This window comes from Achromobacter piechaudii NBRC 102461 (genome assembly GCF_001571245.1).
GTDB lineage: Bacteria > Pseudomonadota > Gammaproteobacteria > Burkholderiales > Burkholderiaceae_B > Achromobacter > Achromobacter piechaudii.
On sequence record NZ_BCTK01000015.1, the window covers coordinates 1 to 19,077 of the forward strand.

General features: G+C 67.2%; 18 protein-coding genes. 11 read left to right on the forward strand and 7 right to left on the reverse strand.

The window, feature by feature from the left end; genetic code table 11:
• Positions 1 to 1,942: PhoX family protein (locus API01S_RS26300; RefSeq protein ID WP_255221311.1), on the reverse strand; the 1,942-nt coding region annotated here is incomplete at its 3' end.
• Between the two features lie 192 nt (positions 1,943 to 2,134).
• On the opposite strand from API01S_RS26300, the gene API01S_RS26305 reads away from it, so the two are divergent.
• The gene (locus tag API01S_RS26305; RefSeq protein ID WP_006218956.1) at positions 2,135 to 2,566 is read left to right on the forward strand and encodes a hypothetical protein; all 432 of its coding nucleotides are present in this window, start codon (positions 2,135 to 2,137) and stop codon (positions 2,564 to 2,566) included.
• Positions 2,567 to 2,611: 45 nt separating this feature from the next.
• Here API01S_RS26305 and API01S_RS29260 read toward each other — a convergent pair whose 3' ends face one another.
• A complete protein-coding gene (locus API01S_RS29260; RefSeq protein ID WP_156329868.1) occupies positions 2,612 to 2,842 on the reverse strand; it encodes a hypothetical protein in 231 nt (76 codons plus the stop codon).
• Positions 2,843 to 2,884: 42 nt separating this feature from the next.
• Between API01S_RS29260 and gspG the strand changes: the two genes are divergently transcribed.
• From gspG to gspN, 8 genes are read left to right on the forward strand one after another with little or no spacing between them, the layout of a single operon-like run.
• Positions 2,885 to 3,313: a type II secretion system major pseudopilin GspG gene (gene gspG / locus API01S_RS26310; protein WP_006218954.1), complete on the forward strand. Its 429-nt coding sequence runs from the start codon at positions 2,885 to 2,887 to the stop codon at positions 3,311 to 3,313.
• Positions 3,285 to 3,773 carry a type II secretion system minor pseudopilin GspH gene (gene gspH, locus API01S_RS26315; protein WP_061306525.1) on the forward strand — a complete coding sequence of 163 codons (489 nt, stop codon included), beginning with the start codon at positions 3,285 to 3,287 and terminating at the stop codon, positions 3,771 to 3,773. Before gspG ends, gspH begins: the two co-directional genes overlap by 29 nt.
• The gene (gspI, locus tag API01S_RS26320) at positions 3,760 to 4,194 is read left to right on the forward strand and encodes a type II secretion system minor pseudopilin GspI (RefSeq protein ID WP_061306526.1); all 435 of its coding nucleotides are present in this window, start codon (positions 3,760 to 3,762) and stop codon (positions 4,192 to 4,194) included. The genes gspH and gspI overlap by 14 nt, the downstream gene beginning before the upstream one ends.
• Complete coding sequence (locus API01S_RS26325) at positions 4,191 to 4,853, forward strand: PulJ/GspJ family protein (RefSeq protein WP_084802509.1); 663 nt, start codon at positions 4,191 to 4,193, stop codon at positions 4,851 to 4,853. Before gspI ends, API01S_RS26325 begins: the two co-directional genes overlap by 4 nt.
• Positions 4,850 to 5,803 carry a type II secretion system minor pseudopilin GspK gene (gene gspK / locus API01S_RS26330; protein WP_061306527.1) on the forward strand — a complete coding sequence of 318 codons (954 nt, stop codon included), beginning with the start codon at positions 4,850 to 4,852 and terminating at the stop codon, positions 5,801 to 5,803. Before API01S_RS26325 ends, gspK begins: the two co-directional genes overlap by 4 nt.
• On the forward strand, positions 5,782 to 6,828 hold the full coding sequence (gene gspL, locus API01S_RS26335; RefSeq protein ID WP_061306528.1) for a type II secretion system protein GspL: 1,047 nt from the start codon (positions 5,782 to 5,784) through the stop codon (positions 6,826 to 6,828). The genes gspK and gspL overlap by 22 nt, the downstream gene beginning before the upstream one ends.
• On the forward strand, positions 6,825 to 7,424 hold the full coding sequence (gene gspM / locus API01S_RS26340) for a type II secretion system protein GspM (RefSeq protein WP_061306529.1): 600 nt from the start codon (positions 6,825 to 6,827) through the stop codon (positions 7,422 to 7,424). The genes gspL and gspM overlap by 4 nt, the downstream gene beginning before the upstream one ends.
• Positions 7,424 to 8,191, forward strand: a complete 768-nt coding sequence (gspN, locus tag API01S_RS26345; RefSeq protein ID WP_006218946.1) for a type II secretion system protein N — start codon at positions 7,424 to 7,426, stop codon at positions 8,189 to 8,191. The genes gspM and gspN overlap by 1 nt, the downstream gene beginning before the upstream one ends.
• A 5-nt stretch (positions 8,192 to 8,196) precedes the next feature.
• On the opposite strand, the gene gspE is transcribed toward gspN, so the two are convergent.
• Together gspE and gspD are read right to left on the reverse strand one after the other, a co-directional pair.
• Positions 8,197 to 9,624: a type II secretion system ATPase GspE gene (gspE, locus tag API01S_RS26350; RefSeq protein ID WP_061306530.1), complete on the reverse strand. Its 1,428-nt coding sequence runs from the start codon at positions 9,622 to 9,624 to the stop codon at positions 8,197 to 8,199.
• Positions 9,621 to 11,996 (reverse strand): type II secretion system secretin GspD, encoded by a 2,376-nt coding sequence (gene gspD, locus API01S_RS26355; protein ID WP_061306531.1) that lies wholly within the window; start codon positions 11,994 to 11,996, stop codon positions 9,621 to 9,623. Before gspD ends, gspE begins: the two co-directional genes overlap by 4 nt.
• 179 nt (positions 11,997 to 12,175) lie before the next feature.
• Between gspD and gspF the strand changes: the two genes are divergently transcribed.
• A complete protein-coding gene (gene gspF / locus API01S_RS26360) occupies positions 12,176 to 13,381 on the forward strand; it encodes a type II secretion system inner membrane protein GspF (protein ID WP_061306639.1) in 1,206 nt (401 codons plus the stop codon).
• Positions 13,382 to 13,459: 78 nt separating this feature from the next.
• On the opposite strand, the gene API01S_RS26365 is transcribed toward gspF, so the two are convergent.
• The 3 genes from API01S_RS26365 to API01S_RS26375 form a co-directional block, all read right to left on the reverse strand.
• Complete coding sequence (locus API01S_RS26365) at positions 13,460 to 13,798, reverse strand: P-II family nitrogen regulator (protein ID WP_006218942.1); 339 nt, start codon at positions 13,796 to 13,798, stop codon at positions 13,460 to 13,462.
• A 138-nt stretch (positions 13,799 to 13,936) separates the two neighbouring features.
• The gene (locus tag API01S_RS26370; protein WP_050729086.1) at positions 13,937 to 16,003 is read right to left on the reverse strand and encodes an NAD(+) synthase; all 2,067 of its coding nucleotides are present in this window, start codon (positions 16,001 to 16,003) and stop codon (positions 13,937 to 13,939) included.
• 75 nt (positions 16,004 to 16,078) lie between these two features.
• Positions 16,079 to 17,440, reverse strand: a complete 1,362-nt coding sequence (locus tag API01S_RS26375; RefSeq protein ID WP_231689391.1) for a mechanosensitive ion channel family protein — start codon at positions 17,438 to 17,440, stop codon at positions 16,079 to 16,081.
• A gap of 152 nt (positions 17,441 to 17,592) precedes the next feature.
• Here API01S_RS26375 and argH point away from each other — a divergent pair, with 152 nt between their 5' ends.
• Positions 17,593 to 19,014, forward strand: coding sequence for an argininosuccinate lyase (gene argH / locus API01S_RS26380; protein ID WP_050729088.1), 1,422 nt, complete (start codon positions 17,593 to 17,595; stop codon positions 19,012 to 19,014).
• Positions 19,015 to 19,077 lie beyond the last annotated feature (63 nt).

A 19,077-nucleotide genomic window follows, 5' to 3' on the forward strand; every position in this document is an offset into this window, starting at 1 on the left:
CGGTCGATGCCGTGCCGCAGCTGGAAAGACCCCCAAGCGCCACACAACCGCCGCCCGTCGTGCAAACCGCCACGCCTGAGCAATTGGCCGCGTGCTGGAAGTTGCTGGTGATGTAGGTCCAGCCGTTGATCTCGTCCACGGCCTGCAAGCCGGTCGATTCAGCAGCCACCGGGCAGGACAGCAGACGCGACAAGGCCTTGGTGTCGATGTTGTAGGCCCACATGAAGTTGTTGACGTGGCCGCCGCTGTCCTCGCCCACGAACAAGGTGCGCAGCTTTTCCGAGAACTTCAGGTTGTCGGGGTTGGACACGAAGTCCGCGTTGTGCGTGTTGCCCAGCGCGTCCGGCGTCGCCAGCGGCTTGCCGACCAGCTCGGCCACGGCGGCCATGTCCACCGGCACCCATTCGCTGTCGATCGCGCCGCCGTCGGTATCGGCCTGGCCACCTTGCATGTGCAGCTGGTAGACCGCGCCGGCCGCGTTGCCTTCGACCTTCAGGCCCGGCACCTTGCCATCGATCATCGACGACTCGATGCGCGACATCGCGCTGTACGCGATCTTGTCCTTGGCGTTGACGGTCGTGCCTTCCATCTTGGTGAAGGCCAGCGTGCCGCCCACCAGCGCCGCGTAGCGGTGCGTTTCCAGGAAAGCGGCGGCCTGGCGGCGGCCCGGTTGCAGCTTGACCCAGTTGTCCTTGCCGCTATAGCGGATCTTGGTGAAGCTCGCGTCCAGCGGATCGGCCGTGCGCACGTCCATGATGTCGGCGGCCGTCAGCTGGTCAGCCAATTCCTTGACCTCGGCGCTCGTGGCGTGGCCCAGCTTGATCCACTTCAAGGTGCCGGCGCCCGCGCCCGTGCCGGACGTCTGCGTCCATTGCGCGACATACAGCGTGCCGGCCGACAGGTCGGCGGCGCGGTCGGCCACGAACATGAACAGGCCGCCGTTGGTGGCGTCGTCACCCATCAGCGCAGTGCGCTGGTCGGGCATCATCTGCACCAGTTCGTGCGAGATGCGGCCCATGCAATAGTGCTTCTTGATGGTGCCCGTGCCGTCCGGGTGCACCGTCACTTCCGGCATGTGGCCGTAGTGGTAGGGATTGGCCTTGTTGGGATCGCCGTAGACATTGTTGCTATACGCCTGGAACGAGGCGCTCGCGCGCGCCGTGGTGGCGTCCGGCTCGTACTCTTCGCTGGACAGGTGCGTGCCCCAGGGCGACAGACTGGCGCCACAGGTGATCCACAGGCCATGCACCGACGACGTGTCCACGTTGCTGTACTTGACCAGACTGAGCTTGCCCGTGTTCGGATCCTGCGACAGCGTCAGCACGGCAATCGGCGACGGCAGCAAACCGTACATGTCGTTGCCGGCCTGGTCCATCGACTGGTATTCAAACTGCACCACCGCGTATACCGCGTTGCCGGCGACGCCGGGCACCGTGGTGGGCGCGGACAGCGCCAGCAGCGAGGTGCCATCGGGGCAGTTCGAGAAGAACTGGCGCGCGCGGGCGGGCACGGAGTTGTCCATGATCGGCGCGCCGGCCAGATTGAAATAGCCGCCGGCGATGGCGGTGCCGCCCTTGCCGTCAGGCACCTGGTCGCCCGTGATGAAGAACGGTTCGTAGCCCAGCTCGACGGTGCGCTTGGAGCCGTCGCTGAAGGCCAGCACCATGGCCGAACTCACGGTCGTGCGCGCCATCAGTTCCGGATTGGCCAGCGTCGGCGCGGCCATCGACGTGAAGGACGCGGACGTGAACGTCACCGGCGTGACGGGCGGCTGCGTGCCGGGGTTGGGCTGCGGATTGCCCGAGGCGTCATCATCGCCATCGTCGCTCGAATTACAGCCGGCCAGCAGCGCGGCCATGCTGACGCCGCCGATCGGCAGCATCGGCGCGCCTCCCAGCATTTTCAGGAGTCGGCGGCGATTGGCTTGATTCGTGTCTTGCATGCGGGTTCCCAGTTGGATCGGATGGATGCCCAAGCGTTTGAACTTGAGCGTGCCCGCATGCTAGATAGGCGCCGTGTAATCGCAATGACAGAATGCTGTATGCAAGCTGAATCGCCGCGCGCAGGGTTATCGCGCAATTGTCACGATGCCCCGCTATAGTCGGGCGCGCCGCTTAACCATCTGGTGTCGATCATGTTCCTGTCCCTGCCCTCCGCGCCCGCCGCGCTACGCGTTCTTGCCGTGCTGACTTTGGCCGCTGGCGTAGGCGTGTGGGGCTCGATATTGCTGGCGCCGCGTCCGGGCGCGCTGCCGCCCGCCGTGTCCGCCGCCCCGCCGCGCGCGGCCGACAACACGCCGGTGGCGCTCTGGTTCGGCAAAGACGAAGTGATGCGCACGCAGATCAGCGTGCTGGGTTTGATCGCGGCCGGGCCTGATGGCGCGGCAGTGCTCAGTGTGGATGGCGGCCCGCCGTTGGCATGGCGCGCGGGCGCTGAGGTCGCGCCCGGCATCGTGCTGCGCGACATCGCTGTGGATGCCGTGACGGTCGAGCAAGGGGGAAGATTGAATCGCCTGTCGACGCCCGCTGCGTTGGCAGCGCCGGCAGGCATTACGACAGGGAATTGAAATGCGGGGGTGAATCTGGCGGCGCGTCCTTAAAGCGCCCGCCGATCAGCGCTTGCGGCCTGCGGGACGACCCATCTGCTTGCGTCCTGCCATGTTCGACAGGGACGATCCTGTCGGCTTTTGCGTGGCGGCAGCCAGCTTCTTCTGTTGAAGCGCCTTTTCAACCAACGCCGCCAAACCAGTCGAAGACTTCTCTTTTGTAGCCATTACCGCTCCTTGTAGAGAGGCCATGGTAGCAGGCGGACGGCTTTGCGCCGCATTACTGTCATATTTCATGTCCAGAATGGCGGGCTTCTACCAGAAGACCGGAGTTGTAAAGTGCGTCAATCACCGCGCGGGCGTGCCCGTCAGCAAGGCTTCACCCTGATCGAGATCATGGTGGTGATTGTCATCATGGGCATTCTTGCGGCCCTGATCGTGCCGCGCGTGCTGGATCGCCCGGACCAGGCGCGCCAGGTCGCGGCGCGGCAGGACATCGCCGGCATCATGCAGGCCCTGAAGCTGTACCGGCTGGACAACGGCCGCTATCCGACCACGGCGCAAGGCTTGCGCGCGCTGGCCGAAAAGCCCGATGGCGCGACCAACTGGCGCGGCTATCTGGACAAGCTGCCCAATGACCCCTGGAGCCACCCCTATCAATACCTGAGCCCGGGCGTCAAAGGCGACATCGATGTGTTCTCGTTTGGCGCGGACAACAAGCCAGGCGGAGAGAACGGCGATGCCGACATCGGTTCCTGGGAGCTCTGAACGCGGCTTCACGCTGGTCGAAGTGCTGGTGGTGCTGGTGATCGTGGCCATCGGCGCCAGCATGGTCAGCCTGTCGATCGGCAAGCGCGACAACGGCTTGCGGACCGACGCGCAGCGGCTGGCCGATGCATTCACCGTAGCGCAGAGCGAAGCCCGCAGCGATGGCCGCTCGATACGCTGGCTGGCCAGCACCAAGGGCTGGTCGTTCGAGCGCGCCGGACGCCCGCCCGGCCCCAGTGCGCAGGACAACGTGGCCGTGCCGGTCGACCGGCTGGAAGGCGACGACATGCTGCGCCCGCAGTCCTGGCGCGCCGACGCCGTGCAACTGCGCCTGGACCCTGACCGGCCTCTGGTGTTCAACACCGAATGGGTCGCCGACCCGATCACGCTGACCCTCTACGCAGGCGAGGCCACCGTTACCCTGCAACGCGACGCCGCCGGCCGTTATGAGATCCGATGAATTTTCCCCAGCCGCTGTCGATCAGCACGACGCAAGCACGCGGCGCGCGCATGGCCAGCGCGGCTTCACGCTCATCGAAGTGCTGGTGGCCCTGGCCATCATCGCCGTGGCCATGGCTGCCGCGCTGCGGGCCACGGGCGTCATGACGGCCAACAACCGTGCGTTGCAGGACAAGACGCTGGCGCTGCTGGCCGCGCAGAACGCCTTGACCCAGTTGCGGTTGGAGCAGAGCCTGCCGCGCGCCGGCACGCAGACCGTGCCCTGTCCGCAAGGCGGCCGCGCGTTGCAGTGCGAACTGGTGTTCACCAATTCCCTGAACCGCAGTTTTCGGCAGGTGTCGGTCAACGTGCACGACGCCGCCTCGTCGCGGCCCGACGCGGTGCTGCTGCAACTCGATGGCCTGCTGTCCAGCCTGCGATGACGATGCACCGCCCCGCATTTCGCGTGACCGTCCGCCCGTCGTTGCGCGGCCTCCCGTTGACGGGCCGCGCTCGCCAGGCCGGCTTCACGCTCATTGAAGTCCTGGTCGCGCTGGCGCTCATGGCGCTGGTCAGCCTGATGGCCTGGCGCGGGCTGGCCAGCGTGTCCAGCGCGCGCGACCGGATCGAACAGCAGGCCGAAGACACCGACGCCATCGTCCGCACGCTGGGCCAGATGGCGCGCGATGTGGAACTGTCTTATTCCGGGCCGGGTTTCGACACGCCGGGCAAGGACGCGGTGGCGTTGAGCAGCGGCCTGCGGCTGCTGCGCCAAAGCCGTGGCGGCCAGACATTGGAAGTGCTGCGTCCCGACCCGGACGGCAACGGCCTGTGGCAACGAGTGCAATGGCAAGTGAGACCCGACGGCCTGTGGCGCGCCAGCGGGCCACCCGCGCCGCGCAGCCCGCTGCCCGCCGCCGTCAACGGCGCGCTGCTGCTGCCCGGCGTACACGCATTGAGCCTGCGCGCCTGGGTGCCCGGCGTGGGTTGGGCCAACGCCAACGCCAGCTTCGGCGCGGCCCCGACCGGCATCGAGATCACGCTTGCGCGCGGCGCAGCCAGCGACCCGCAGCGCTACACGCGCATCCTGGAGCTGCCATGACGGCCCGCACTTATCGCCAGCAACGCGGCGCGGCGGTCATCAGCGCCCTGATCATCGTGGCCATCGTGGCGGCGCTGACCACCAGCCTGTTCCAGCGCCAGACCGCCAGCACGCGCCGCGTAGAAAACGAAATGGCGCGCGTGCAGGCGCGCGTGATGCTCGCGGGCGGCATCGATTGGGCGCGCCTGGTCATCCGCGACCACGGCAAGCGCGAATCCACCACGCGCGGCGATCAGATCTGGGCGACGCCCATCCTGGACACGCGCATCGAGCGGCCGGGAGACGATCGCGTCGCCGTGTTCTCGGGCCGCGTGCAGGACGAACAGGGCAAATACAACCTGAGCAACCTGGCGCGTCATGGCGCGCCGCAGCCCGAACAGGAAAAGGTGCTGCGCCGCTTGCTTGCCGCGCAGCAACTGCCCGATACGCTGGCGCCGCGCCTCATCGACATCATCGCCATGGCCCAGCCGCCCGCCCTGCCCGCCGATGCGCCGTCCGCCCCAAACGGCCAGCCCTCGGCCACGCCGGACGCACGCGCTCCGCTGCCGCGCGGCGTGGATGAAATCGCCGCGCAGCTAGGCCTGGAGCCCGCCGTGCGCGACGAAATGCGCCGCACCATGACCGTGCTGCCCGTGGCTACCAGCGTCAACGTCAACACCGCGCCGGCCGAGGTCATCGCCGCGCTGGTGCCAGGATTGTCGCTGGGACAGGCGCGCGCGCTGGCCGGCGAACGCGATCGCGGCAACTGGTTCAACAACGCGGGCGACTTCGCCAACCGGCTCGCCAGCACCGGCGTGGATGCGCCAGCCCCCACCGTCACCACCGCCAGCGGCTGGTTCCTGGCCAGCGGCACGGTCGTCTACGAACGCGCCCGCGTCGCCATGCAGGCGCTGGTGCAAAGCGCGCCGCCCGCCGCGCCCGACACGATATGGACAAGAGAAATCCCTTGAAGAACGCCTTGCGCATTGCGCTTGCTCCCCTGGACGAATTCAACGCCGAGTCGCCGCTGCCCTATGCCTGGTTCGACCGGCGCGGCCGCTGCGCCCAGCAGGGCGAAATGCCCTTGCGCGCGTTGGGCAACGCCTATCCCAATGCGGTGTGCGAGGCGGTCCTGCATCCGGCCGACGTGATCGCCACCACGATCCGGATTCCAGCACTGCCGCGCGCCCGTTTTGCGGCGGCGGTGCACAGCGCGCTCGAACCGCTGGTCCTGAGCGACCTGGACACGCTGGCAATCGGATTCAGCCCGCGCGCCGCCGATGGCAGCGTCGCGCTGGCGTGGTCGCCGCGCGAACCCGTGCGGCGCGCGTGGGCGCTGATCAATGCCCATGGCCTGCGCGCCCAGGCGCTGATCGCGCCACAGACCTTGACGCTCACCAGCATCAATGGGTCTGCCGGCCAGGCGACCGATCTTTCATCCACCCCATTGCGTGATCCGGCCGACCCGCGTTGGCACGCGCCCTCGCCGTCATGGTCGCTGGCCATGCCGCGTCTGGCGCCCGTGCGCGCGTCGCGCTGGCGTCCGGTGTGGCGCTGGGGCGCAGCCGCCGCCGTGGTTTGGATCGCGGGCTTGAATTTCTATGCCTCGCGCTTGAACGCCGAAGCGCAGGCGCTGACCACCGGCATGCGCCAGCAGGTGCTGGCCGCTTTTCCCGATCTGCCGGTCGTGCTGGACCCGGCGCGGCAGGCCCAGCAGGGGCTGGATGCGCTGCAAGCCAATCGCGGCGCGGCCAGCGCCGGAGACTTTCTTCCCCTGGCGCGAGCCGTCGCGCAGACGCTGCCCTTCGCCGCCGACAGCGTTGCGCGCCTGAGCTATGCCGACCAGGCCCTGACCCTGCAACTGGCCGACGCGGGCGCACAAGCGCAGCGCGTGTCGGAAACCCCTGCCTTGATCCAGCAGGCGGCGGCGCTGGGCCTGAAGCTGGAGCGCGGCGACAACGACAACACCTGGCGCATCACGCGCAAACAACCATGACCGCCATTGAACGCCTGCATCAGCAATGGGCAAGCGCCCGCGCCACCTTGCGCCGAGCGCTTGACCCCACGCTGACCCGCGCGCGCCAGCGCTATCTTGCGCTGGCGCCGCGCGAACGCCGCCTCGTCACGGTGGCGGGCGCCGTCCTGGGCACGGCCGTCGTCTTCGTCACACTGATCGAGCCGCCGCTGAACACGGTGCGCAAGCTGCACGCCGAGCTGCCCGCGCTGCGCGGCCAGGCCGCCAGCGTCGCCGACCTGACGTCCCAGGCCCGCGCGCTGCGGCAAGGATCAGGCTCGCGCGCGGTGGTCGCGCCCACGCCTGCCGAGCTGGGCGCCAGCCTGGAACGCGCGGGCCTGCCGGCGACGATGTGGACGCTGGGCCAGCCCGAATCCGGCGCGGGCATGCAACTGACACTGAATCAGGCGCCGTCGTCCGCGCTGCTGCGTTGGCTGGACGGCGCGGGACGCGATTGGGGCCTGGCCACGCAGCAGGTGCTGTTGACGCGCGCGACCAATCCTAATGGCCGACCGCTGCCGGGGCTGGTCAACGGCGACATCACGCTGATCGCCCCCAGCGCATCGGGGGGCCGGTAATGCCGCTCAAGTCGCTCAAATCGCTGAACAAGCGCGCCGCCGCGCTTTGGCTGGCCAGCGGCGCGTGCCTGCTGGCGGCCGGCGTCAGCGTGCTGCCGGCGCGTTGGCTGCTGGCCGTGCAACCGGCGGATACCCTGGTGTCGCTGGCGGATGCCAGCGGCACCTTGTGGCGCGGCAGCGCGTGGGTGGCGCTGGGGCCGCCTGGGTCGCAACGCGTCTTGCCGCAGCCCGTGCAATGGCAATGGCGCTGGGATGCGATGACGCTGGACATCACGCACCCGTGGCTGCAAGGCCCGTTACGTGCGAAGGTCGGTTGGATAGGCCTGTCGCTGCCCGCGCAATCGCTGCGGGTGCCGGCCACGGTGCTGCCCGCGCTGGGCGCGCCCTGGAACACCCTGGCGCCCGAAGGCATGTTGGAAATCAATTGGCAGCCGCTGCGGCTAGGCGGTGAATTGCCTGCCGGCAACATCGCCGACCTGCGCTGGCGCAATGCCGCCACCGCGCTCACCTCGCTGACGCCGGTCGGCACCTATCTGTTGCGGCTGCAAGGCGCGGGCAAGTCCGGCGCGACGCTGGCCCTGAGCACCGAAAGCGGCATGCTGATGGTGACGGGCCAGGGCAGCGCCAACGCGAGCGGCGTGCGCTTCGAGGGTCAGGCCACCTTTGCGCCGGCCGCCACGCAAGCCCAGCGCGCGGCGCTGGACGGGCTGTTGTCCACGCTGGGCCGACGTTCGGGTGACACGGTCACGTTCGGCAGCGGGAAGTAGCAAGGTCAGGCGTCGCGCGTGACCCGTACGATTTCCTCGGGCGAGGTCTGCCCGCTATCCACCCAGCGCTGCCCGTCCTGCCGCATCGTGCGCATGCCGGCAGCCACGGCGGCCAGACGCAGTTCGCGCTCGTCGCGCCCTTCATGGATCAGGCGGCGCGCCTCGTCGTCGACCGTGAACAGTTCGTGGATGCCCGAGCGGCCGCTGTAGCCGGTGTGGTTGCAGGCCGCGCAGCCCACCGGATGGAACACGCGCACGCCGTCCTGCATCGATGGCCTCTTGCATTCCGGGCACAGCTTGCGCACCAGCCGCTGCGCCAGCACGCCCAGCAGCGACGAGGCCAGCAGGAAAGGCTCCACGCCCATATCCGTCAGCCGCGTCACCGCCGACACCGCATCGTTGGTATGCAGGGTCGCGAGCACCAGGTGGCCCGTCAACGAGGCCTGCACCGCGATCTGCGCAGTTTCCAGGTCGCGGATCTCGCCGATCATGATGACGTCCGGGTCCTGCCGCAAGATCGCACGCAGCGCCAGCGCGAAGCTCATGTCGATCTTGGCGTTCACCTGCGTCTGGCTGATGCCGGACAGGTCATATTCGATCGGATCCTCGACCGTCAGGATGTTGCTGGTGGCCGCGTCCAGACGGCTCAACGCCGCGTACAGCGTCGTGGTCTTGCCGCTACCGGTCGGCCCCGTCACCAGCACGATGCCGTGCGGCTGGCGGATCAGGCGATCCAGCTGCGTCAGCACGTCGGGACACATGCCCAGGCGCTCCAGCTGCAAGCGGCCGGCTTCCTTGTCCAGCAGGCGCAGCACGGCGCGTTCGCCGTGGCCGGTGGGCAAGGTCGAGACCCGCACATCGATGGGCCGCCCGCCCACGCGCAACGCAATGCGGCCATCCTGCGGCAAGCGCTTCTCGGCAATGTCCAGGTGCGCCATGATCTTGATGCGCGAGATCAAGGCCGCGTGCAAGGCTTTGCGTGGCGACACCACATCGCGCAGCGTTCCGTCCACGCGATAGCGCACCACCGAATGCGTCTCGAAGGGCTCGATGTGGATATCGCTGGCGCCGTCGCGCGCCGCCTGCGCGAACAGCGCATTGATCATGCGGATCACGGGCGCGTCGTCCTGCGCTTCCAGCAGGTCGGCCACTTCCGGAATGTCCTGCAACAAGCGGTCCAGGTCGATCTCGTTCTCGGCCACCCCCATCACGGAGGCGGCGTCTTCCGAATGGCTGTACGCCGCGGTCAGCAAGGTCTCCAGCGCGTCGTCATCGACCTGGGCCAGCGCGATGTCGCCATGACAGCGCCGGATCTCGCGCACCGCCCATTCCGGTGTGCGCGGGCTGACGGTCAGCTGCGCCTGCCCCGTGCGCAGCGACAGCACGGCACGTTGCGCGCGCGCCCAGGCATACGGCAAGGGATGCGCGCTCATAGCAGCGACTCGGGGTCCACCGCCACGCTGTGCGTCAGCGTGCTGGACACGCGGATCGGGCGGTTGCCGCCCTGCGTCGTGTTCGCACCGGGATACTGGCGCACGGCGAACGACTGCACAGTAGTGGGCGGCGGGCGGCGCAACGTGTCGGCCTGCTGCTCCGGGCGCAGATCGTAAGCGTTGTTCGACACCGAAGGCGCGGAGCCCGGCAGCGGCAGCACGGGCGCCTGCATGTCCGGCAGCGCCCAGTGCGAGCGCGGTTGCGCAGCCCCCTGCGCGCGGCGCATGTAGTCGTAGCGATCCATCGTGACGCTGGCGCTGCGATTGGCGTCGCGCACCACGTAAGGTCGCAGGAACACCATCAGATTGGTCTTGGTGCGCTTGCGCGTGTCGTAGCGGAACAGCGAACCGATCACCGGCAGCGAACCCAGGCCGGGCACGCTGTTGGACGTCAAGGTCACGTTCTCTTCCAGCAGGCCGCCCAGCACGATGATCTGACCGTCGTCGATCAACACACTGGTGTCGATGGCGCGCTTGTTCGTCACGATGCCGGTGGTGGGGGTCGAACGGCTTTCGTCGATGCTGCTGACTTCCTGATAGATGTCCAGCTTGACCGCGCCGCCTTCGGAAATCTGCGGACGGATGTTCAGTTTCAGGCCCACGTCCTCGCGTTCGATCGTCTGAAACGGATTCGAGCTGCCGTTGCTGCCCGAGGTGACGTACTGCCCCGTCACAAAAGGCACCGTCTTGCCCACCAGGATGCTGGCCGACTGGTTGTCCAGCGTCAGCAGGTTGGGCGTGGACAGGATGTTGGCTTCGCCCGTGTTCTGCATCGCGCGGGCCAGCACGCCCAGGTTGATGACCTGGTTGCCCAGCACGTCGACCGTGCCCTTGACCACGCCCAGGCTCAAGCCGCTGCCCAGCGCATCGATCGAGGTCGGGCCGTTGCCCGTGATGCCGCTGCCGCCCAGGTTGGTGCCGCCGATGAAGCTCGTGCCGTTGCTGTTGATGTTGCCCGCGCCCGTCATCCACTGGATGCCGAATTCGGCGGCCGCCTGCTCGCTGACTTCGACGATCAGGCTTTCCACCAGCACCTGCGCGCGGCGCTGGTCAAGCTGGTCGATCACTTCGCGCAGGCTGCGGTATAGCGGCTCCGGCGCGGAAATGATCAGCGAATTGGTGGCCGGGTCGGCCTGGATGGTGGCGCCACCCGCCGAATACGACACGGCCTGCGTGCTGTTGTCCTCGCGCGCGATGCGTTCCTGCTCGCCCGACAAGCCGCCCTTGGACGAGCCCGAGGCCGCGCCCATGCCCTGCCCCGAGGCCATGTTCGCGGACGTGTTCTGCGCGCGCCCGCCTTGTTGCGCGCCGCCCGCCGTGCTGCTGGCGCCTGCCGTCGCGCCGGGTGCGGCGTTGGCCTGCCCGGTCAGCAGTCCGCCCAGCACTTCGGCGATGCGCGTGGCCTGCGCGTTGCGCATGTACACCACGTGCAGATTGCCGGCACGGTTCTGCTGCGCGTCCAGCTTCAGGATCAGGTCGCGCGCCAGCCGCGTGCGCGCCGGGCTGCCCGAGCGCACCAGCACGCTGTTGCTGCGCGGATCCGCCACCACCGCGATGCGCTGCGTGGGATCGCTGCTTTGCGTGTCCAGCAATTGCGAAGCCAGGATAGCGATGTCGGTGGCGATGCCGGACTGCACCGGCACGACATCGGTGTCGATGGAGCTGGGCACGTCGATACGCGCGATCACTTGCGCGATGCGTTCGAGGTTATCGGCGTAGTCCGTCACCACCAGCGTGTTGTTGCCGGGATAGGCATTGATCGGATTGTTGGGCGGCACCATGGGACGCAGCACCGGCACCAGATTGGCGGCGTTTTCGTACTTGAGCGGGAACACGCGCGTCAGCATTTCGCCGCTGCTGCCGCCGCCTTTCGCAAAGGCCGAAACGGGCACCGGACCGCGCGCGGCATTGCCCGTGGCCACGCCGCCCACCGCCTGCGCGGGCCGCGTGTTGCCCACCACCGCGCTGCCTTGCAGCTTCGCGTCGGCTTCGGGCACGACGCGCGTCACGCCATCCACGTCCACGATGGCGAAGCCTTGCAGCCGCAGCGCGCCGGTCAGCATCGACAGGGCCTGCCCGCTATCGACCGGGCGGTCCGACACCAGCGTCAGCTTGCCCTTGACGCGCGGGTCCACCAGGAAGTTTCGCTGCGTGAACAAGGACAGCGCGCGCAAGACGGCGGGGATGTCGGTGTCGACGAAATTCAAGCTGACACGATTGTCCGCCTGTTGAGCGTGGGCCGTGCTGATCGACGGTCCGATTTGGCTTGCGAGGAGCAAGGCCGCAAGGCTGAGTTGCGCGATGTGACGCATGACGAGATAGGTGCCTTCAGACGTGAAATCGTGTGAACAAAAACGTGAAATCGCGTCGGAGTATACGGGGTGACAGTGCAACACTACGGTCATATTTGACATGCAACATACAGGCTGCAAACCCTTTAAATTCGGGGCTCTTGCGCGTTTTTCATTTGCGCGCGGCCTCACTGTCCGCCATGCCTTCATTTCGATACGAAGCCACCGACGCGTTGGGCAAAATCGTGCGCGGCACGATCGATGCCGACACCGAACGCGGCGCCCGCAACCAGTTGCGCGGGCGCGGCCTGTTGCCGCTGTCCACTGCATTAGCGGCGCGCGCGGAAGGCTTGGGCGCGAACCTGCGCACGCGCTTGTCGGACGCCGATCTGGCATGGCTGACACGGCAGTTGGCCAGCCTGCTGGCCGCGCGCCTGCCGCTGGACGCCGCATTGTCCGCGACGCTTGAGCAGGCCGAGAAAAAACACATTGCGGCAACACTGGGTGCGGTGCGCGACGACGTGCGCGCCGGCCATCGGCTGTCGACCGCGCTGGCGGCGCGTCCGCGCGATTTTCCCGAGATCTATCGCGCGCTGATCGGCGCGGGCGAAGAGTCCGGCGATCTGGCGCAGGTGATGGAAAAGCTGGCCGACTACATCGAAGAGCGCAACACGCTGCGCAGCAAGGTGATGACGGCGTTCATCTACCCGGCCGTCGTCGCCAGCGTGTCAGTCATCATCGTGATCTTTCTGTTGGGCTATGTGGTGCCGCAGGTGGTGTCGGCGTTCAACCACGCCAAGCAACAGTTGCCGATGCTGACCCGCATGATGTTGGCGCTGTCGGACTATGTGCGCGAATGGGGCGCGGTCACGGGCGTGGTGCTGGTTCTGGCCATCGTGCTGTGGCGCTACACGCTGCGCGCACCGGCCGCGCGCCGCGCCTGGCATGCGCGCGTGCTGCGACTGCCGCTGGCCGGCCGCTTCGTGCTGGGCGTGAACGCCGCGCGCTTTGCGTCCACCTTGGCGATTCTTTGCGGCAGCGGCGTGGCGCTGCTGACCGCGCTGGAAGCTGCGCGCCGCACCCTGGGCAACGATGTGCTGCGGCTGGCAGTGGATGAAGCCTCGGCGCGCGTGCGCGAAGGCGCGGCGCTGTCGGCATCGCTGAGCGCGCAGAAGGTGTTCCCGTCGCTGCTGGTGCACCTGATCGCCAGCGGCGAAAAAACCGGCCGCTTGCCCGAACTGCTGGATCGCGGCGCGCAGAACCTGTCACGCGATCTGGAACGCCGCGCGATGGCGATGACCGCCCTGCTTGAGCCGGCGCTGATCCTGCTGATGGGCGGCTTCGTGCTGCTGATCGTGCTGGCGGTGATGATGCCGATTCTGGAAATGAATCAGCTCATCCGTTAGAAACAACAAGGCGCTAGCCCCACGATGGGAGCGAGCGCCTTGGCGGTTCAGGCAACGCCGGTCAACAGGCGGTGCGGATCACAGTGCTTCTTCGTCGGATTCGCCGGTGCGGATGCGGATGGCTTGTTCGACGGGCGACACGAAAATCTTGCCATCGCCGATCTTGCCGGTGCGCGCGGCCTTGACCACGGCTTCGATGGCGGCTTCGACCTGATCGTCGGGCAGGACGACTTCAACGCGGATCTTGGGCAGGAAGTCCACCACGTATTCCGCGCCCCGATACAGTTCGGTGTGGCCCTTCTGGCGGCCGAAACCCTTGACCTCGGTGACCGTCAGGCCGCTGACGCCGACTTCGGCCAGCGCCTCGCGGACTTCGTCGAGCTTGAAGGGTTTGATGATGGCGGTGACTTGTTTCACGTTGGCGTCCTGGGTTTTTGATGTGTTGCGGCGCCCTGCCCGCCGCTTTTCGAGGCAGCCAGGGCGCGATGGATAAGAGAATACCACCGGGGCCCGCCGTGCAAATGGGCCGCCGGCGCGATTGCGGGAGAACCCCGATCAGGCTTCGGGCGCGGCATCCGGGATGCGTTCCGCGTCGCGCATCCACACCACCGACTCGGAATCGCTAGGCGCGCGCCAGTCGCCACGCGGCGACAGCGATCCGCCCGAACCGACCTTGGGCGCGTTCGGCACGCAGGTGCGCTTGAACTGCGTGGTGCGAAAGAACCTGTCCAGGAAGATCTTCAAGTTGCGCTTGATGGCGGCCAGGTCGTACTGGTTGCGCGTGACGTGGCCGGCGTCGGGCCAGGCGCCCGCCTCGCGATCGCGCCAGGCGGCCAGCGACAGGAAGGCCACCTTGGTCGGCGCGAAGCCGTAGCGCAGCGTGTAGTACAGGTTGAAATCCTGTAGCTCGTAGGGCCCGATGGAATCTTCGCTTTTCTGCACGGGCTTGTCGTCGGCCCCACCCGGCACCAATTCCGGGCTGACGTCCGTGCCCAGCACGTCCAGCAGCACGGCCGCGCCGTCCTCACCGAGCCGGCCGGATTCGGCCACCCAGCGCACCAGATGCGTGATGAGCGTCTTGGGCACGCTGGCGTTGACGCTGTAGTGCGACATATGGTCGCCCACGCCATACGTGCACCATCCCAGTGCAAGTTCGCTCAGGTCGCCAGTGCCGATGACGATGGCGTTGCTGAAGTTGGCGATGCGGAACAGATGATTGGTGCGTTCGCCGGCCTGGACGTTTTCGAACGTGATGTCATAGACCGGCTCGCCTTGCGCGTAAGGGTGGCCCAGGTCTTTGAGCATCTGGAGGCAGCTGGGGCGGATGTCCACTTCCGAGGCCGTGCAGCCCACCACCGCCATCAGGCGGCGCGCCTGCTGCAAGGTGCGGGTGCTGGTGGCAAAGCCGGGCATGGTCACGGCCAGGATGTTCGACCGGGGCAGGCCCAGCGTGTCCATGGCCTGCGCGCAGACCAGCAGCGCGTGCGTGGAGTCGAGCCCGCCCGAAATGCCGATGACCACCTTGGACATCTTGCTGGCCGACAGGCGCTGCGCCAGGGCCTGCACCTGAATGCTGTAGACCTCTTTGCAGCGGGCGTCGCGCTGGCGCGGGTCGGCCGGCACGTAAGGAAAGCGCGCCACGCGGCGCTCCAGCGCCAGTTCGGCGTCATCCAGCGGCGGGTTCACCGACACCGGCACCGAACGGAACTTGCGCACTTCGTCCTGGTGGCGGCGCACCGACTGGCCGAAGGTCGTCTGGCGCATGCGCTCGCGCGACAGGCGGTCCAGGTCGACATCCGAGAACAGCAGGTGCGAATGGTTCAGGAAGCGCTCGGATTCGCCCAGCAGCTCGCCGTTTTCATAGATGATGGCCTGACCGTCCCAGGCCAGGTCCGTGGACGATTCGCCCCGGCCCGCCGACGTGTACATATAGGCCGACAGGCAGCGCGCGGACTGCTGCGCCACCAGCTGATGGCGGTACTGCGACTTGCCCACGACGATGTTGGAGGCGGACAGATTGACCAGCACGGTGGCGCCGGCCAGCGCCGCGAACGAGGACGGCGGGATGGGCACCCAGACGTCTTCGCAGATTTCGACGTGGAACTGGAACAGCGGCAGCTTTTCCATCTGGAACAGCAGCTCGGGGCCGAAGGGCACGGTCTGACCCAGCAAGGCGATGTCGGTGACGGCCGCGCAATCGGCGGCGCTGAATTGGCGCGCTTCGTAGAATTCGCCGTAGTTGGGCAGATAGCTCTTGGGCACCACGCCCAGCACGCGCCCGCCCGCGGCCACCACGGCGCAGTTGAACAATTGGTGCGAGACCCGCAGCGGCGCGCCGACGATGACGGCGATATCCAGTTCGGCAGTGGCCTCGACCACGCGTGCCAACGCTGCCTCGCATTCGTCCAGCAAGGCCTTCTGGTGAAAGAGGTCGTCGCAGGTGTAGGCGGACAGGCCGAGTTCGGGAAACGCCACCAGCACCGCGCCGCCCTGGGCGGCTTGCTGGGCCAATTCAATGGTCTGCGTGGCGTTGAAGGCCGGATCGGCGATGCGGCATTCGGGTACGCCGACCGCCACCCGGGCGAAGCCGTGGGAATACAGGTTGAAGAACGGGTTCGACATCGGGGGATCGCCTGGGGTCAATGAAGACTAAGTTCCAACCGGCGGATTATCTCACGGCGTTCGCGCCCGCCAGAGCTAAGTGGGGACTTTGCCGTCGGTCATGCCGCGCTGGGACGGCGTGCCGTGGTCATCGGGCAAAACCAGCCCGGGGCGTTCACGTTCGACGGCCAGCGCCGCCTGGATCGCGCTTTCGCGCAACTGGTTGCCCATGGCGCCGAAGTCCGCGCCGGACGGCTGCTGGTACAGGCGCAGGCCCAGTTCGGGCAGGATGGCAAGCAGATGGTCGAAGATGTCACCCTGGATGCGCTCGTATTCCACCCAGGCGGTCACGGCGGTGAAGCAATAGACCTCGACGGGGATGCCGTCTGAGGCCGGCTCCATCATGCGCACCATCATCGCCATGTCCTGGCGCACTTCCGGATTCTGCTTCAGGAAGGCCACGCCATAGGCGCGGAACGTGCCGATGTTGGTCAGGCGGCGGCGGTTGGCCGGCACGCTGGCCAGCTCTCCCATGGTCTGGTTGGCCTGGGCGATGTCCAGCGTCTTGGCTTGCAGATAGTCGTGCAGCAGGCGAAACCGCATCAGGCGCTGGGCTTCGTCATCGGTCAGGAAACGCACGCTGGCCGCATCGATGCGCAGGGTGCGCTTGATGCGGCGGCCGCCCGATTCGAACATGTGGCGGTAGTTGCGATAGCTTTCCGAGAACAGCTTGTAGGTGGGCACCGTGGTCACGGTGTTGTCCCAGTTCTGCACCTTGACGGTATGCAGCGCGATGTCCTTGACGAAGCCGTCGGCGTTGGACTGCGGCATTTCGATCCAGTCGCCGATGCGCAGCATGTCGTTGCTGGTCAGCTGGGTGCTGGCCACCAATGACAAGAGCGTGTCCTTGAACACCAGCAGCAGCACGGCGGACAGCGCGCCCAGACCAGAAATCATCCACAACGGCGAGCGGTCGATCAGGATGGAAAGCACCAGCACGGTGCATACCGCCGCCAGGATCAGCTTGCCGATCTGGATATAGCCCTTGATGGAGCGGGTCTGCGCGCGAGTGGTTGCGGAATAGGTGTCCTGCCAGGCGCTCAACACACCCGAGAACGCCACGAACACGCAGATCCACGCGCCCGCGTGCGCCAGCCGGCCCACCACGGTGACCGCGCGTTCGGCATGGGGCACCAGGTCGATGCCCATCGACACCACGGCGAACGGCACCGCGTACCAAAGGTTCTGATAGGCGCGGCGACGCTGCAAGGCCGCGTCCCAATCGCCCCGCCCGGTCAGCACCAGCACCCGGTGCGCCAGCAGCAGCACGACGCGCGCGACCACCCACTGGACGAACAGTGCAATCAGCACCAGAACGCCCGCGCCCACCAATGTCTGCGCCCAGGCCTCGTGCGGCATGTGGGCATCCATCTGCGTCACCAGTTCTTCCCATTCCATGGGCATATGCTTCGTACTCGCTCTAAGTTCTTGAAACCAAAGCTGGATTATCCGACAAGTGGCGCGCGGCGGGCGTTTCCGTCCCTGAAAATCACCACCGCGAGGCGTGCGGCTGCGCGGGCCTGGCGGCAGGCCCTATAATTCCGCCCATCATGGCAAACACTCCCTCCTCCGATCAAAACCAGTTCGCCAATAAGGCGCAGGCCTGGTCCGCCCGGTTCTCGGAACCGGTTTCCGAACTCGTCAAACGCTATACGGCGTCCGTGGATTTCGACAAGCGCCTGGCGCGACACGACATCCAGGGCTCGCTCGCGCACGCGGACATGCTGGCCGCCCAGGGCATCATCGGCGCCCAGGACCTGGCCGATATCCAGCGCGGCATGACGCAGATCCTGTCTGAAATCGACGCCGGCAGCTTCCAATGGCTGCTGGATCTGGAAGACGTGCATCTGAACATTGAAAAGCGCCTGGTTGAACTGGTGGGCGATGCGGGCAAGCGCCTGCACACCGGCCGTTCCCGCAATGACCAGGTGGCCACCGACATCCGTCTGTGGCTGCGTGACGAAATCGACACTCTGCAAGACCTGCTGCGCCAGCTGCGTCATGCGCTGGCCGCCGTCGCGCTGGAAAACGCCGGCACCATCATGCCGGGCTTCACCCACCTGCAAGTCGCCCAGCCCGTCACCTTCGGCCATCACCTGCTGGCCTACGCTGAAATGTTCGGCCGCGACGCCGAGCGCCTGGCCGACTGCCGCCGCCGCGTGAACCGCCTGCCGTTGGGCGCGGCCGCGCTGGCCGGCACGTCGTTCCCCATCGACCGCGAACGCGTAGCCAAGACGCTGGGCTTTGACGGCGTGTGCCGCAATTCGCTGGACGCCGTGTCCGATCGCGACTTCGCCATCGAATTCTGCGCCGCCGGCGCGCTGATCATGACGCACGTGTCGCGCCTGTCCGAAGAGCTGGTGCTCTGGATGAGCCCGCGCGTGGGCTTCATCGATCTGGCCGACCGTTTCTGCACCGGCAGCTCGATCATGCCGCAGAAGAAGAACCCCGACGTGCCCGAACTGGCCCGTGGCAAGACCGGCCGCGTCAACGGCAATCTGGTCGCCCTGCTGACCCTGATGAAAGGCCAGCCCCTGGCCTACAACAAGGACAACCAGGAAGACAAGGAAGGCCTGTTCGACACCGTGGACACCGTGCGCGACACGCTGACCATCTTTGCGGACATGGCTGCCGGCATCAAGGTCAAGGCCGACAACATGCGCGCCGCCGCCCTGCAAGGCTTCGCCACCGCCACCGACCTGGCCGACTACCTGGTCAAGCGCGGCGTGCCGTTCCGCGACGCCCACGAAGTGGTGGCCCACGCCGTGCGCGATTGCGAGCAGCGCGGTTGCGACCTGGCCGATCTGTCCATCGACGAACTCAAGGCGTATCACGCCCAGATCGGCGATGACGTTCATCAGGTGCTGACGCTGGAAGGCTCGGTCGCCGCGCGCAAGCACATCGGCGGCACCGCCCCCGAACGCGTGGCCGAAGAAGCGCAACGCGTGCTGGCGGAAACCGCCGCGAACTGATCCGGGCTGAATCCAGGCCCCACTCAACAAGGCCCCCTTCTGGGGGCCTTGTTGCATCCAGCC